This window comes from Luteimonas sp. A537, assembly GCF_054052065.1.
Map to the genome: position 1 here is coordinate 240,403 of NZ_JBSVRH010000001.1, position 13,554 is coordinate 253,956.

The following is a 13,554-nucleotide window of genomic DNA, read 5'->3' on the forward strand; positions in this document are numbered from 1 at the left end:
GGACTGAGAGATGTTGCAGATCAAAGGGTTGGACTGAGTCTCGCGTGCCGGGACACGCGCGACGATACTGGCGGGAACCAAAGCAGTCCCGGGGAGCCGACCCGGCAAGGAAGCTTGCTTGACGACATCGCCGCCCGCCCTGTTCTCGATGGTCCCACCAGGCGTGTTCGGACCGCTGGCCTCCGCCAACCGGGAGCACTATTGGCTGCTGCTGTGCCGCCTGTTCGACGAATTCTTCGGCCCGGACGCGCCACCACCGCCCAGCCACGGCTACCCTCGGCGCGAGATCACTTCGGCGATCGAACGCTACCTGCTCGGAGATGATCCCTGGGAGGACGAGGACGGGCAGGCGCCGGACACGCCGCTCACCATCCGCGCCAACGCCATTTACGAACGTTTCCGCCAGGCCGGCTGGCTGCGGCAGGAAAAGCTCGGTGCGCGCGAGATGGCGTCGATGACGCCCACGGTCTCGCAGCTGCTGTCGTTGCTGATCGAGTTCACCGAGCGCGGCCCCACCTTCGTCTCGGCCCGCATCCGCTCGATCGAACTGCAGCTGCAGCAGGTGCTCGAAGGCCGCGCCGGCGGCGACACGCTGGACGAAGCCGCCGACCAGGCCCGCCGGCTGCTGGCCTCGCTGGCCTCGATGAGCCTGCAGGTCCGCGACCTGATGCCGGAGCTGAGCCGCTCGGAAACCACCGCCCAGTTCGCCCGCCAGTGGTTCGAGCGCTACGTCGGCCGCTTCTTCATCGGCGACTACGCCGACCTGCACAAGGCCGACCATCCGCTGGCGCGGCGCAGCGCGATCCTGGCGATGGCACGACAGCTCGAGGCCGAACCGCTGCGCGGCCGCCTGCTGGCCTGGTACGGCGAACATGTCTCCGACGGCGACGCGCAGCGCGCCGAGGCGCGACTGCAGCGCGGAGTGCGCCGCCTGCAGGAGCTGGACCGCATCGACGAGTACCTGGCGCGACTCGACGAGGACATGCGCCAGGCCAACCGCCGCGCGCTGGCCTTCCTCGACTATCGCCTGCGCGCGCCCGACCGCCTCGACGTCCTGCTGCGCCGCGCCTGCCGCGGCGTGCAGCGGGCACCGGAGGACGCGCTGCGGATGCCGGTGGCACCGGGCGCGCTGATGGACGAACACCAGCTGCGGCAGCCGCGCCGCAAGCCACGGCCGATCCCGCGCAGCGCCAACAGCATGCAGCGCCCCACGCCCCAACAGCTCGCGCGGCTGGCCCTGCTGCGGCGGATGAAGCGCGCGCGCCTGGTGACTGCCGAGGACATGGCACGCTACGTCGGCCGCCACCTGCCGGCCACGGGCAGCGTGGAGTCATCGCAGCTGGACATCGCCTCGATCCAGGATCTTCGCGCCTACCAGACCCTGCTGACGCTGGCCCAGCGCAGCCGGCGCATCGGCGGCCTGCGCCGCGACGACCCGCTGGGTCGCCTGCTGCACGGCTTCCGCGTCGAGCTGCTCGACGCCGGTGAACCCGGCGACAACGCACACCTGCGCGCACCGCGCTTCGTCATCCACCGCCTCGCGCCACCGCAACGGACCACCGCATGAAACGCAGCTGGAGCACGCTGAGCCAACTCACCAACGGCACGTACACCGAGCAGGACTTCGAGCGCGCGGCCTACCGCCTGGTGACCGAGCAGGTGCTGTACGCCGCCGACCACCGCACGCGCGTGGCCTACCACCTGGTGGAGGAGTTCCTCGCCGACTTCGCCGCGGCACTGTCGCCACTGGGCATCCGCCTGGAGCGCAACGGCAACCACCGTTACATCGTCGCCCTGCCCCGGCACGGCGACGGCACGCCGGTGCGGCTGGACGAAACCCTGCTGCTGCTGGTCCTGCGCCAGCGCTACGACGAGTCCATCCGCCAGGGCCTGGTCGAGGAACATGGCGAGGTCGTGGTGGAACTGCCCGATCTGCAGGAGGCCTACCCCGCGCTGGCGGACCGGCCCATGCCGGAGACCGGCACCCTGCGCATGCTGGCCGCCACGCTGAAGCGCTGGGGCGTCTGCCGCCTGGTCGAGGGCGAGGCCGACGAGCTGCAGCCCTTCCACCTGCTGGTGCGCCCGGCCATCGTCGACATCGTCGGCGAGCAGTGGCTGCAGCGCCTGGACCAGCACACCCTTGGCGACGACGACACCGGCGAAGCCATGGAGGACGACGATGCAACTGCTTGAACGGATGCACCTGCTGCAGTTCTTCCTGTTCGAATCGCAGACGCTGGAGTTCGACCGCACCAGCGCGATCATCGCGCCCAACGGCGCCGGCAAGAGCGCGCTCCTCGACGCGCTGCAGATCGTGTTGCTCGGCGGCGACCGCCGCTACATCCACTTCAATGCCCAGGCCGGCGGCAAGGCGCGTGCGCGCAACATCCGCGACTACTGCCTGGGCGTGTACCGCAGCGGCGACGACGGCCGCAAGCGCCGCACCGCGACCACCTACATCAGCCTGGTCTTCCGTGACCAGGACAGCGGCCTGCCGCTGACCGCCGGCATCGCGCTGGGCGCCTCGATCGACGAGCCCGACCATCGCCAGCACGGCCTGTACCTGCTGCCGGGCGTGGCGCTTGAGCTGGAAGACCACGTCGAACGGATCAACGGCCGCGAGCTGCCGCTGGAGTGGAGCCGCTTCCGCGAGCTTGCCGGGCGGCGCTGCCGCGAGGCCGGCACCAGCCCCGAGTTCCACGCCAGCGGCGAGCGCTTCGTCAAGGACCTGCTGTACCGCCTGCGCGCCGCGCCGGGCGCGCACGCCGACCTCAACGCCTTCCGCAAGGCGTTCCAGAACGCGCTGAACCTGCAGCGGGTGGAGGACGTGGACCTGTTCGTTCGCACGCTGGTGGCCGAGGACCGGCCAACCGACGTCGCCCGCTTCCGCGCCCTGCTCGACAGCTTCCGCCAGATCAAGGAGCGGATCGAACAGCTGCAGCACCGCATCGAATCGGCGGCCGGGGTCGAGGGGCAATACGGGAGGATCGCCGCGCAGGCGGTGCGCGCGGCCTCCTACCGCGCGCTGGCCGCCGAGTACGAGCGCGACCTGCTGGGCGAACAGGCCGAACAGGCGCAGGAGGACTTCGACGCCGCCACCGTCGCGCTCGCGGCCACGCAGCGCGCGCTGCAGGACGCGCGCGTGCAGCGCGAAAGCCTGCGCGAGGACCACGGCCGCGCGCAGGCGCTACTGCAGGGCAGCCAGGGCTACGGCGGGCAGGCGCAGCTGGACGAGCTGGCCAACCGCGACCGCGACCGCCTGCTGCAGCTGCGTGATGGCCTGCTACGCGACATCGTGGCCGTGCGCGAGCAGCTGGCTGCGGTCGACCGGCTCGGGCTGCCCACCGTCGACGGCACCGTGCTGGCCCGCGCGCAGGCCGCCTGGACACCCCTGTACGAGGCGCTGGCGGCGCTCGAGGGCGATGCCGCCCTGCCGTGGCCGCCCGAACAGCTGCACGCCCAGGCGCAGGCCGCGGCGGCCGCAGCCGCACCGCTGGTCGCCGCGGTCAACGGCCATGCGCGCGAGCGCCATGCCGCGCACGAAGCCGCGCGCGACCGGCTGGAGGCGTCGCGGCGCAACCTGAAACGCCTGGCCGCCGGACAGGCCGAGCTGGGCGCCGACGCCGTGCGGCTGATGAACTACCTGCAGGACGAAGGCATCACCGCCCGACCGGTCTGCGACCTGGTGCGGGTGGCCGATCCGGCCTGGCAGCCGGCGATCGAGGCCTACCTGCGCAGCAACGTCGAAGCGCTGCTGGTCGCCGAAGCCGACGAGGAACGCGCGACGAAACTCTACCGCTCGCTGCGCGACGGCCGCGCCGTGTACGGCGTCAAGCTGGCGCTGTCCAGCCACGCACGCGCATCACGCAGCGCCGAACCCGCGGCCGGCAGCGTCGCCGCATTGCTGGAAGGCGACAGCCCCGAGGCGCTCGCCTTCCTGCGCCGCCAGCTCGGCGAACTGCGCTGCGTGGACACCGAGGCCGAACTGCTCCGCAGCCGCCAGGGCCTGGCCCGCGACGGCCTGCTTGCCCGCGGCGGCAGCATCGAACGCCTGCGCCTGCCGGCAGCGATCGACCTGAAGATCGGCGCCTCCAGCAGCCGCGAGCGCGCGCGGGCGCTGCGCGAGGATGTCCAGGCCGCCGAGGACGCGCTGCGCCGCATCGAGCCCGAACTCAAGGGCGCAGAGACCTGCGCACGCGGCCTCGCGCGGCTGGCCGATCCGGACGCGCTGGCCCAGGCCCTGCACGACCACGCGCTGGAACATCGCCAGGTCGAAGGCCGCTACCGCAGCAGCCAGGAAAGCCGCGAGGCCGCGCTCGACCCCGACCTGCTGCGCATGAGCGAACGCGTGGCGGCGCTGAAGCGGGAGCTGGACGAAGGCGAAGCCCGCGTCGAAGCCCTGATCAGCGCCGAGGCGCTGGCGCGCAGTGGGCTTGCGCAGAAGGAACGCCTGCTCGAAGGCCTGCAGGTGCAGGAGCAAAACGCCGCACGCAACGCGGTCGACGCCTTCAAGGACGCCGACGTCGACGCCAACCTGGTCGAACGCCACCGCGAAGAGCTCGACCAGAAGCTGCCCTCGCTGGAAGAGCGCGGCGCCGCCTGCGGCAAGCGTGCCCGCGACAACGCCGACCAACTGCAGAAGCTGCTGCCCGAAGCCTGGAGCGAACTCCAGAAGTACGCCGGCAGCCACGGCGTGGAGCTGCCGTTCGACTCCGGGCAGTGGCGCAAGGCGCGCGATTTCCTGCAGCAGGAGCTGTTCCGCCTGCGCGAAAGCGAGTTGGTGAACTACCAGGCGCAGGCCCGGCAGGCCTACGAAACCGCGGTCGAGACCTTTCGCAGCAACGTCGCCAACACCCTGCACGACAACTTCGTGCGCCTGAAGACGCAGATCGAGGCCCTCAACCGCACCCTGCGCAGCAGCCCCGCGTTCTCCAACAACGAGCGCTACCGCTTCCATTACGAGGTGCTGCCGGAGTACCGCGACCTGCACGGCTTCATCAGGCGCGTGGCCGACCTCGGCGGCGAGGACAACCTGTTCGGCAGCGCCGGCGAGGTCCCGGCCGCGTTCGGCGAGCTGATGGACGAAAGTGCCTCGGCACGCGCGATCGACTCGCCGCTGGACGACTACCGCCGCTTCTTTCACTTCGGCGTGCAGATCCGCCAGGACGAGCGCGTGATCGGCACGCTCGGCGAACGCATGCGCTCGGGCTCCGGCGGCGAGCACCGCGCCCCGCTGTACGTGATCGCCGGTGCCGCGCTGGCGGCCGCCTACGGCAAGTCCGACGCAAGTCCCGGCGGACTCGGCCTGATCCTGCTTGACGAATTCGGCGACAAGATCGACGCCCAGAACGCGCGCGCCACCACCAACTACCTGCGCTCGCTCGGCCTGCAGCTGGTGCTGGCCGCGCCCGACACCGCGCAAGGCACGCTCAGCGGCGTGCTCGACAGCTACATCGAACTGTTCCGCGACGAGGACCTGCTGCAGGCCGAACGCATCGAGGTGAAGGAAGCCGCGCGCGAACTGCTGCTGGGCGATCAGTTCGACCTGCACCCGGAGCTGCTGGCCGAGGAAACGGCCCGGATCGAAGCGCAGCAGGCACCGCCGGCGTGAGCCCGGCGCGCGGCACGCTGGAACGGCTGCTGCGCAAGGGCGAGCGCGCGCGGCTGCGCGGCGACGCATCAGCGGCGTCCCTGCCGATGACGACCGCCGCCAGCGCGAAGGACTACCTGGCGCTGGGCACACTGGCCGAACGCGAGGCCTTCCATGCCGGCATCGCCATGGCCGAGCGCATCGGGGCCGTGAACGTGGAACGCGATCGGCATCGCGGCGACGGCGAACGCCTGCTGCGGATCACGGTGGCCGACCTGGAAGCGCTCGCTGCGCACCTGGGCGTGCAGCTGCTGGATGCCCGTGCCGCGACCGCGGCATTACTGCTGCAGCCGTGGCAGGCGCGCTTCCCGATCCTCGACACAGTGCTGCAGGCCTGGCGCGGCGACCGCACGCTGCGTGGCCACGGCCCCGAGGCCGCCGCCGCCCTGGCCGATGCCGCACGCGCCGTTGCCACCCTGCAGGCCGCCCCCGGCGGCGAACGCATCCTGCGGCGCGAAAGCGTGCGCCTGTTCGGCGACAGCAAGCGGCTGGAAAAGCTGACGCCCTGGCTGGAGCTCCTGGTCACCGGCGAGCCCGCCGCGACCGGGCTCGCGCGCGAAGAGGTCTGGTCAGCCATCGGCCTGCGCCGCGAACCGCAGCCGCTGCTGCTGGCCGGCCCTGGCCACGTGGACCTGGACGGCATCGTGCTGCCGCTGGTGCGCCCGTACCTGGGCGTGCCCGTGGACGCCCTGCGCAGCGCGGCCACCAGCGCCGGCTACCTGTTGACGATCGAGAACCTCGCCAGCTTCCACGACGCGGCATCCGATCCCGCCGCCGCTCACGGCCTGTTGCTCTATACCGGCGGCATGCCCTCGCCTGCCTGGCGCCGCGCCTACCGGCGGATCATCGACGGCCTGCCGGCCACCACAGCCCTGTATCACTGGGGCGACATCGACGAGGGCGGCTTTCGTATCGCTGCCGTGCTGGCCGAGGTCGCCTCCAGCGCCGGGCGTGCGCTGCAGCCATGGCGGATGTCGATGGCGACGCTGCTGCAGTCACTTGACGATCCCGCGCCCGGCCAGCCGACCGCCTCCACCTTGGCCGCGATGCAGCGCTGGGCGCGGCGCGCCGGCTGGCACAACGTGGCCGCGGACTTGGCGCGCCAGCCGATACAGCTGGAGCAGGAGCGGCTGGAGATTGTGCTGCCGCTGGCGGATGAGCCAGATACGACATCGACTTGAACACGCCGTCGAATGAACTCACCCGGGTGGGGAGGGTTGTACATGGTCATCCGCCGGCAGCGGTGCGCCCTCCGCCGTCTCCACCGCCAGCGGCCGCACGTGTTCCAGCAAGGCCAGCAGCGTCCGCCCCGGCTCCTCCCACGGGATCATGTGCGCGGCGTGCTCGAACCACACCGCGCGCTTGTGCGGCGCCCGCACCTGGTCCAGCCATTCCGCGGTCGGCGCCGAGGGCGTGGTGTAGTCATGGCGGCCAAGGAACATCACCACCGGGATCGGGAACTCGCGCACGCCGCTGAAATCCACCTGCAGGAACTCGTCGAGCACGTGGTCCAGGGTGAACACGTTGCCTGCGAAGAAGGCGCGGCGGTCCTCGCAGTCGTAGTCCGGCGAGAGCAGCGAGGCACCGTAGTAATACTCCTGCTCCGCGTCGCGGTACGCGTTCAGGCCGCCGTAGTGCTGCGGCCACTTGCGCGCAACGATGATGCGCTCGCGGGTGATCGGCGCCTCGCCCGGATAGGGCGCGATCGATTCCAGCTCGGCGATCGCCGCGACATTGCCGTCCGCGCGCGCCCGCTCCAGGCCGTACTCGAAGCTCAGCCGCTCGTTGCGCCGGGTGTCGATGACCTGGCCGATGCCGACGTACGCGTGGAACAGGTCCGGCCGCCGCAGCGCCGCGTGCATCGCCACCACCGTGCCCCAGCTGTGGCCGGCCAGCACCAGCTTCTGCTTGCCGTAGCGCGCGCGCAGGTGTTCAGCCACCTCGATGGCGTCGTCGACGAAGCGGTCGATGGCCATGTCGCCGGCGACCACGTCCGGGTCGTTCGCGCGGTGGGTCTTGCCGGCACCGCGCTGGTCGTAGTGCGCGACGGTGAAGTACTCCTCCACCGGCCGCTGCCACTGCCAGGCGCTCGGCATCGCCGGCGACGACGGCCCGCCGTGCACGAACAGGATCATCGGGTTCGCACGGTCCCTGCCACGCACCTGGATCCACTGGTCGATGCCGCCGATGCGCGCGGCGTACGTGTCCTGCACGCCGTCCGGCGTGACGATGCGCTGCAGGTCGGCGACGACCGCGCGCGCCTTGTCGAAGGATTCGCCGGAAGGACAGGCCGCCTGGCCGTGTGCAAACAGGGGCAGCGCGAGCAGCAGCAGGGCTGCGAACAGTCGCTTCATGGCTTCGATCCCGTGCGATGGAGCGGCAAGCGTACTGCGTCGCCACGCCGTCCACCTATGGCAATGTCTGTCACCCCACCGCACGCGGCGACCAGGCCATGTGCAGGGTGCCGTCCACCTCCGCCTCGACCGCGAACCCGAGCCGCGCATACAGCACCCGCGCCGGGTTATCCGCATAGACCCGCAGCTGCAGCCGCGGATGGGCGCGCCGCACGGCTATGGCCTGCGCCTGTTGGATCGCCCTGCCGCCGATGCCCTGCCGCTGGCGTGACGGCACGATCTGCAGGTCGCGCAGCCCCAGCGCCTCGCCTTCGGGGAGCAGGCGCAGCAGGCCGATGGTCTCGTCGCCGGCGACGATCACCAGGTTCTCCAACTCCGCCCAGCTGGCGCGGAAGCGCTCCGGGTCCCAGGCGATGCCGCGGGCCCGGAGGTAGCAGGCCATGTTGGTGCGGCTGAGGTCTTCGCAGAAGGCGAAGTCGTGCGCGGTGGCGGGGCGCAATAAACTCCGGCGTGCGCCGGCATTCTCAGCGGCAGGTGGTGTCGCCATAAGTGTCGGTGCTGCAGCGTCGGGTCGTGCCGTCACTTTGGCGGTAGGTGGTATTGCCATAGACATCAGTCGTAGCACGGGTCGTCGAGCCATCGCTGTGGCGATAGTTGGTGTTGCCGTAGGCATCCATCACGGCGCGCGCGCGTCCAGCCACGGCAACCACTGCTAGAAGCCCGCGACCAATTCACGGGTGAGGTGCGCGGCTGGTATCTCCTTGCATCCACTCGCATTCTGACCGGACCACAGACGTGAGAAATCACCGGAGCCTCGGCTTTCGGCCTTGGCGCGCAAAGGCGCAATGGCGGCGGTAGCCAGAGGAAAATCGGGTGCAGTGGTACTGATGGGACCAAGCTCATTCATGACGCGGCAGCGTTGCTGGCTGCGGGCGCAAGGTTGATGTCGTCCGGCACCGGGGCCCCCTGCCCTGAGCGTCCTGCGATGCCGCACGCATACGGCAAGCAAAGGCCCGACAATGCGTCCCGGCCGCACCCGCGTCATGGCCCAGCGGCCACACGGAGTCGAACGCACTTGGACATCCTGAAAATCCTCGGCCTGTTCATCGCCACGGCGCTGGCCGAGATCATCGGCTGCTACCTGCCCTGGCTGTGGCTCAGGCAGGACCGCTCGGCCTGGCTGCTGGTGCCGGCGGCGCTCAGCCTGGCCGCGTTCGCCTGGCTGCTCACTCTGCATCCGCAGGCCGCGGGGCGCGTGTACGCGGCCTATGGCGGCGTCTACATCAGCGTCGCGCTGATGTGGCTGTGGGCGGTGGATTCGGTGCGGCCCACGCTTACCGACTGGGTCGGCGTCGGCTTCTGCCTGGTCGGCATGGGCATCATCATGCTCGGCGCGAGGCCGGCCTGACCGCTCACCGGACCTCGGCCCCGGTCGCTTCTTCGACGGCACCGGACTCGCGGGCCAGGCGACGCGCCTCATCCGCGCCCTTCCGCTCGCTGTAGCGATCGACCAGGTAATCGCTGCGCCCACGTACCAGCAGGGTGAACTTCACCAGCTCCTCCATGACGTCCACCACCCGGTCGTAGAACGGAGACGCGCGCATGCGGCCGGCGTCATCGAACTCCTGCCAGGCCTTGGCCACCGACGACTGGTTGGGGATCGTCACCATCCGCATCCAGCGCCCCAGCACGCGCAGCGCGTTGACCACGTTGAACGACTGCGAGCCGCCGCAGACCTGCATCACCGCCAGCGTCCGGCCCTGCGTCGGCCGTACGCTGCCGTCCTCGAGCGGCAGCCAGTCGATCTGGTTCTTGAACACGCCGGTGATCGTGCCATGCCGTTCGGGCGACACCCACACCTGGCCTTCCGACCACTGCGACCACTCGCGCAGCTGTCGGACCTTGGGGTGGTCGCGGTCGACGCTGTCCAGCAGCGGCAGGCCGTGGGGATCGAACACCCGGGTTTCGGCGCCGAGGTGCTTCAGGATGCGCTCGGCCTCCAGCGCCAGCTTGTGGCTGAAGGACTGCGGCCGGAGCGAGCCGTACAACAACAGGATGCGGGGCCCGTGCGCGTCGGCGCCGGTACCGAGGACGTCGCGCCGCGGGGCCGGCAACAGGCCGGTCGCCAGATGGGGGAGGTCGGGGAGTTGAGGTGCTTGCTGCTCGTTATTCATTCGACTATTCTAGAATAATGGAAACGGCACAGGCAATCGCGGCGCTTACGGCGCTGGGCCACGCGACCCGGCTCGCGGCCTTCCGGCTGCTGGTCGAAGCCGGCCCCGACGGCCGCATGGCCGGCGAAATCGCCGAGGCCCTCACCGTGCCCGGCGCCACTATGTCCTTCCATCTGAAGGAACTCGTGCACGCGGGCCTGGTCGAGAGCGAAAACCGCGGCCGCAATGTCTGCTACCGCGCCAGGTTCGATGCCATGAACGGGCTTGTCGCCTACCTGACCCACAACTGCTGCGCGGACTCGTCGGACGAAGCCTGCGCGCCGGGCACGGCGGTTGGCCGCGCCTGCTGATCGCAACAACTGCCCATTCCCACCGTCTGGATCCAACCGATGAAACGTCGCGTCCTGTTTCTTTGCACCGGAAACTCGGCCCGCAGCGTGCTGGCCGAGGCCACGCTTCGCGCGTGGGCCGGCCACCGCTTCGAGGTCTTCAGCGCCGGCAGCCAGCCTGCCGGCACGGTCAACCCGTACGCGCTGGGCCAACTGGCGGCCGACGGCATCGCCACTGCCGGGCTGCGCAGCAAGTCCTGGGACGAGTTCGCCTCCGCGGATGCGGCACCGATGGATCTGGTGGTGACGGTGTGCGACTCGGCCGCGGCCGAGGCATGCCCGATCGTATTCGGAGACTTCCTGCGCACGCACTGGGGCTTGCCGGATCCGGCGGCGGTCGAAGGCGACGATGATGCGAAGCGCGAAGCCTTCAGCCAGGCCCACCGCATCGTCAAGGCGCGCCTGCAGGCGCTGTTGGCGCTGCCGGCCGATGTCTGGGATGACCGTTCGTCCCTGAAGCAGGCGCTCGACCGCATCGGCTTCGTGGAAGCCGACGACGAGGCGGCCGACATGGCCGAGGCGATACCTCCAAAGCCCAAGGCCTGACCCATGCTGACGGCACTGCTGATCTTCGTCGCCACGATCGTGTTGGTGATCTGGCAGCCGAAAGGCCTCGGCGTCGGCTGGAGCGCCACCTTCGGCGCGGTACTCGCACTGCTGACCGGCGTGGTGGATCTGTCAGACATCCCGACGGTCTGGGGCTTTGTCTGGAACGCCACCTTCACCTTCATCGCGGTGATCATCATCAGCCTGCTGCTGGATGAAGCCGGATTTTTCGAATGGGCCGCGCTGCACGTGGCGCGCTGGGGCAAGGGCAGCGGACGCAGGCTGTTCGCGTTGCTCGTGCTGCTGGGCGCGGCGATGGCGGCGCTGTTCGCCAACGACGGCGCAGCGCTGATCCTGACCCCGATCGTGATCGCCATGCTGCTGGCGCTGCGCTTCAGCCCCGCGGCCACGCTGGCCTTCGTGATGGCGGCCGGCTTCATCGCCGACACCGCCAGTCTTCCGCTGGTCGTTTCCAACCTGGTCAATATCGTTTCGGCGGATTACTTCGATATCGACTTCGCCGCGTACGCATCGGTCATGGCACCGGTCAACTTGGTCTCCGTCGCGGCGTCGCTGGGCATGCTGATGTGGTTCTTCCGTCGCGACATCCCGGACCGCTATGAGCTTGCCGAACTGAAGGAGCCGCGCTCGGCGATCGTCGACACCACGACCTTCAACGCCGGCTGGGCGGTGCTGGCCCTGCTGCTGGTGGGCTTCTTCGGGCTGGGGCGGATCGGCGTCCCCATCAGCGCGGTGGCAGGCGCCGGCGCCCTGCTCCTGCTGGGCGTGGCGGCACGCGGGCACCGGATATCGACGCGAAAGGTGATCAGGGAGGCACCGTGGCAGATCGTGGTGTTCTCGCTCGGCATGTACCTGGTGGTCTACGGCCTGCGCAACCAGGGTCTGACCGACCATCTTGCGGAGGTGCTGGACCTGTTCGCCGGATACGGCGTGTGGGGCGCGACATTCGGGACCGGCCTGCTGATCGCCCTGCTGTCCTCGATCATGAACAACCTGCCGACGGTGCTGGTCGGCGCGCTCTCCATCGACGCCAGCCACGCCGAAGGCAGCGTGCGCGAGGCGATGGTCTATGCCAACGTGATCGGCAGCGACCTGGGCCCGAAGTTCACGCCGATCGGAAGCCTGGCCACCCTGCTCTGGCTGCACGTGCTGGCGCGCAAGGACGTCCGGATCACCTGGGGCTATTACTTCAGGGTCGGGGTGGTGCTGACGCTTCCGGTGCTGCTGGTCACGCTGGCGGCCCTGGCGCTGCGCCTGGGTTGAGCGGCGGCCGCGCTGGCCAGTAAAAACGCCACCGGCGCACAATCCCCTGACACCGACCCACGAGGACACTCCCATGCAAGTCAAAGCCTACGGCGCCCATGCCGGCGACAAGCCACTGGAACCCATCGATATCACCCGTCGCGCCCCCGGCGTGGGCGACGTACAGATCGACATCGCCTTCTGCGGCGTCTGCCACTCCGACCTGCACCAGGTGCGTGCGGAATGGGCGGGCACGGTGTTCCCCTGCGTGCCGGGCCATGAAATCGTCGGCCGCGTGTCGGCGGTGGGCGACGCGGTGTCGGCGTTCAAGGTCGGCGACCTGGTCGGCGTCGGCTGCATCGTCGACAGCTGCAGGACGTGCGGAGAGTGCGAGGACGGCCAGGAGAACTATTGCGACGGCATGGTTGGCACCTACAACTCGCCCACGCCCGATGCACCTGGCCACACCCTGGGCGGCTACTCGCAGCAGATCGTGGTGGACCAGCGCTACGTGCTGCGCGTGCGCCACCCCGAGGACCAGCTGGCCGCGGTGGCGCCGCTGCTCTGCGCCGGCATCACCACCTGGTCGCCGCTGCGCCACTGGAAGGTCGGTCCGGGGCAGAAGGTCGGCGTGGTCGGCATCGGCGGGCTCGGCCACATGGGCATCAAGCTCGCGCACGCGCTGGGCGCGCACGTCGTCGCGTTCACCACCTCCGAATCCAAGCGGGACGCGGCGCTGGCGCTGGGCGCGGATGAAGTGGTGGTCTCGCGCAACCCCGGCGAGATGCGCGCGCACCGCAAGAGCTTCGACTTCATCCTCAACACCGTGGCCGCGCCGCACAACCTCGACGCGTTCCTCGCCCTGCTCAAGCGCGACGGCGCGATGACCCTGGTCGGTGCGCCCGCCACGCCGCATCCGTCGCCGAACGTCTTCAGCCTGATCCTGAAGCGACGCTCGCTGGCCGGTTCGCTGATCGGCGGCATTCCGGAAACGCAGGAAATGCTGGATTTCTGCGCCGAGCACGGGATCGTCGCGGACATCGAGATGATCCGCATGGAGGAGATCAACGACGCCTACGAGCGCATGCTCAAGGGCGACGTGAAGTACCGCTTCGTCATCGACAGCGCGACGCTGGGGGGCTGAGTCCGCGGCGCGGGCGCGGGGGCCCGGTGGCGGC

The 13,554-nt window shown here is 70.0% G+C and carries 12 protein-coding genes; 9 read left to right on the forward strand and 3 right to left on the reverse strand.

Annotated features, from left to right (window positions below; genetic code table 11):
* The first annotated feature begins 118 nt into the window (after positions 1-118).
* Genes ACW7GZ_RS01100 through ACW7GZ_RS01115 form a run of 4 tightly spaced genes read left to right on the forward strand, consistent with a single transcriptional unit; the run spans position 119 to position 6,831 of the window.
* Positions 119-1,567, forward strand: a complete 1,449-nt coding sequence (locus tag ACW7GZ_RS01100; RefSeq protein WP_457007374.1) for a Wadjet anti-phage system protein JetA family protein — start codon at positions 119-121, stop codon at positions 1,565-1,567.
* A complete protein-coding gene (locus tag ACW7GZ_RS01105) occupies positions 1,564-2,193 on the forward strand; it encodes a DUF4194 domain-containing protein (protein WP_457001635.1) in 630 nt (209 codons plus the stop codon). Before ACW7GZ_RS01100 ends, ACW7GZ_RS01105 begins: the two co-directional genes overlap by 4 nt.
* Complete coding sequence (locus ACW7GZ_RS01110) at positions 2,180-5,611, forward strand: SbcC/MukB-like Walker B domain-containing protein (protein ID WP_457007376.1); 3,432 nt, start codon at positions 2,180-2,182, stop codon at positions 5,609-5,611. Before ACW7GZ_RS01105 ends, ACW7GZ_RS01110 begins: the two co-directional genes overlap by 14 nt.
* A complete protein-coding gene (locus tag ACW7GZ_RS01115; RefSeq protein WP_457007378.1) occupies positions 5,608-6,831 on the forward strand; it encodes a Wadjet anti-phage system protein JetD domain-containing protein in 1,224 nt (407 codons plus the stop codon). The genes ACW7GZ_RS01110 and ACW7GZ_RS01115 overlap by 4 nt, the downstream gene beginning before the upstream one ends.
* A gap of 18 nt (positions 6,832-6,849) precedes the next feature.
* Here ACW7GZ_RS01115 and ACW7GZ_RS01120 read toward each other — a convergent pair whose 3' ends face one another.
* On the reverse strand, positions 6,850-8,004 hold the full coding sequence (locus ACW7GZ_RS01120) for an alpha/beta fold hydrolase (protein WP_457007380.1): 1,155 nt from the start codon (positions 8,002-8,004) through the stop codon (positions 6,850-6,852).
* 70 nt (positions 8,005-8,074) lie between these two features.
* Positions 8,075-8,503: a GNAT family N-acetyltransferase gene (locus ACW7GZ_RS01125; protein ID WP_457007382.1), complete on the reverse strand. Its 429-nt coding sequence runs from the start codon at positions 8,501-8,503 to the stop codon at positions 8,075-8,077.
* A gap of 585 nt (positions 8,504-9,088) precedes the next feature.
* On the opposite strand from ACW7GZ_RS01125, the gene ACW7GZ_RS01130 reads away from it, so the two are divergent.
* A complete protein-coding gene (locus tag ACW7GZ_RS01130; protein ID WP_457002838.1) occupies positions 9,089-9,412 on the forward strand; it encodes a YnfA family protein in 324 nt (107 codons plus the stop codon).
* Between the two features lie 4 nt (positions 9,413-9,416).
* Here ACW7GZ_RS01130 and arsH read toward each other — a convergent pair whose 3' ends face one another.
* Positions 9,417-10,178, reverse strand: coding sequence for an arsenical resistance protein ArsH (gene arsH / locus ACW7GZ_RS01135; protein WP_457007384.1), 762 nt, complete (start codon positions 10,176-10,178; stop codon positions 9,417-9,419).
* A gap of 17 nt (positions 10,179-10,195) precedes the next feature.
* Between arsH and ACW7GZ_RS01140 the strand changes: the two genes are divergently transcribed.
* The 4 genes from ACW7GZ_RS01140 to ACW7GZ_RS01155 all read left to right on the forward strand — a co-directional run bounded on the left by ACW7GZ_RS01140 (position 10,196) and on the right by ACW7GZ_RS01155 (position 13,520).
* Positions 10,196-10,528 carry an ArsR/SmtB family transcription factor gene (locus tag ACW7GZ_RS01140; RefSeq protein ID WP_457007386.1) on the forward strand — a complete coding sequence of 111 codons (333 nt, stop codon included), beginning with the start codon at positions 10,196-10,198 and terminating at the stop codon, positions 10,526-10,528.
* Between the two features lie 39 nt (positions 10,529-10,567).
* The gene (locus ACW7GZ_RS01145) at positions 10,568-11,113 is read left to right on the forward strand and encodes an arsenate reductase ArsC (RefSeq protein ID WP_457001622.1); all 546 of its coding nucleotides are present in this window, start codon (positions 10,568-10,570) and stop codon (positions 11,111-11,113) included.
* 3 nt (positions 11,114-11,116) lie between these two features.
* Positions 11,117-12,397, forward strand: a complete 1,281-nt coding sequence (locus ACW7GZ_RS01150) for an arsenic transporter (RefSeq protein ID WP_457001621.1) — start codon at positions 11,117-11,119, stop codon at positions 12,395-12,397.
* Between the two features lie 73 nt (positions 12,398-12,470).
* Positions 12,471-13,520: an NAD(P)-dependent alcohol dehydrogenase gene (locus tag ACW7GZ_RS01155; protein ID WP_457001619.1), complete on the forward strand. Its 1,050-nt coding sequence runs from the start codon at positions 12,471-12,473 to the stop codon at positions 13,518-13,520.
* Positions 13,521-13,554 lie beyond the last annotated feature (34 nt).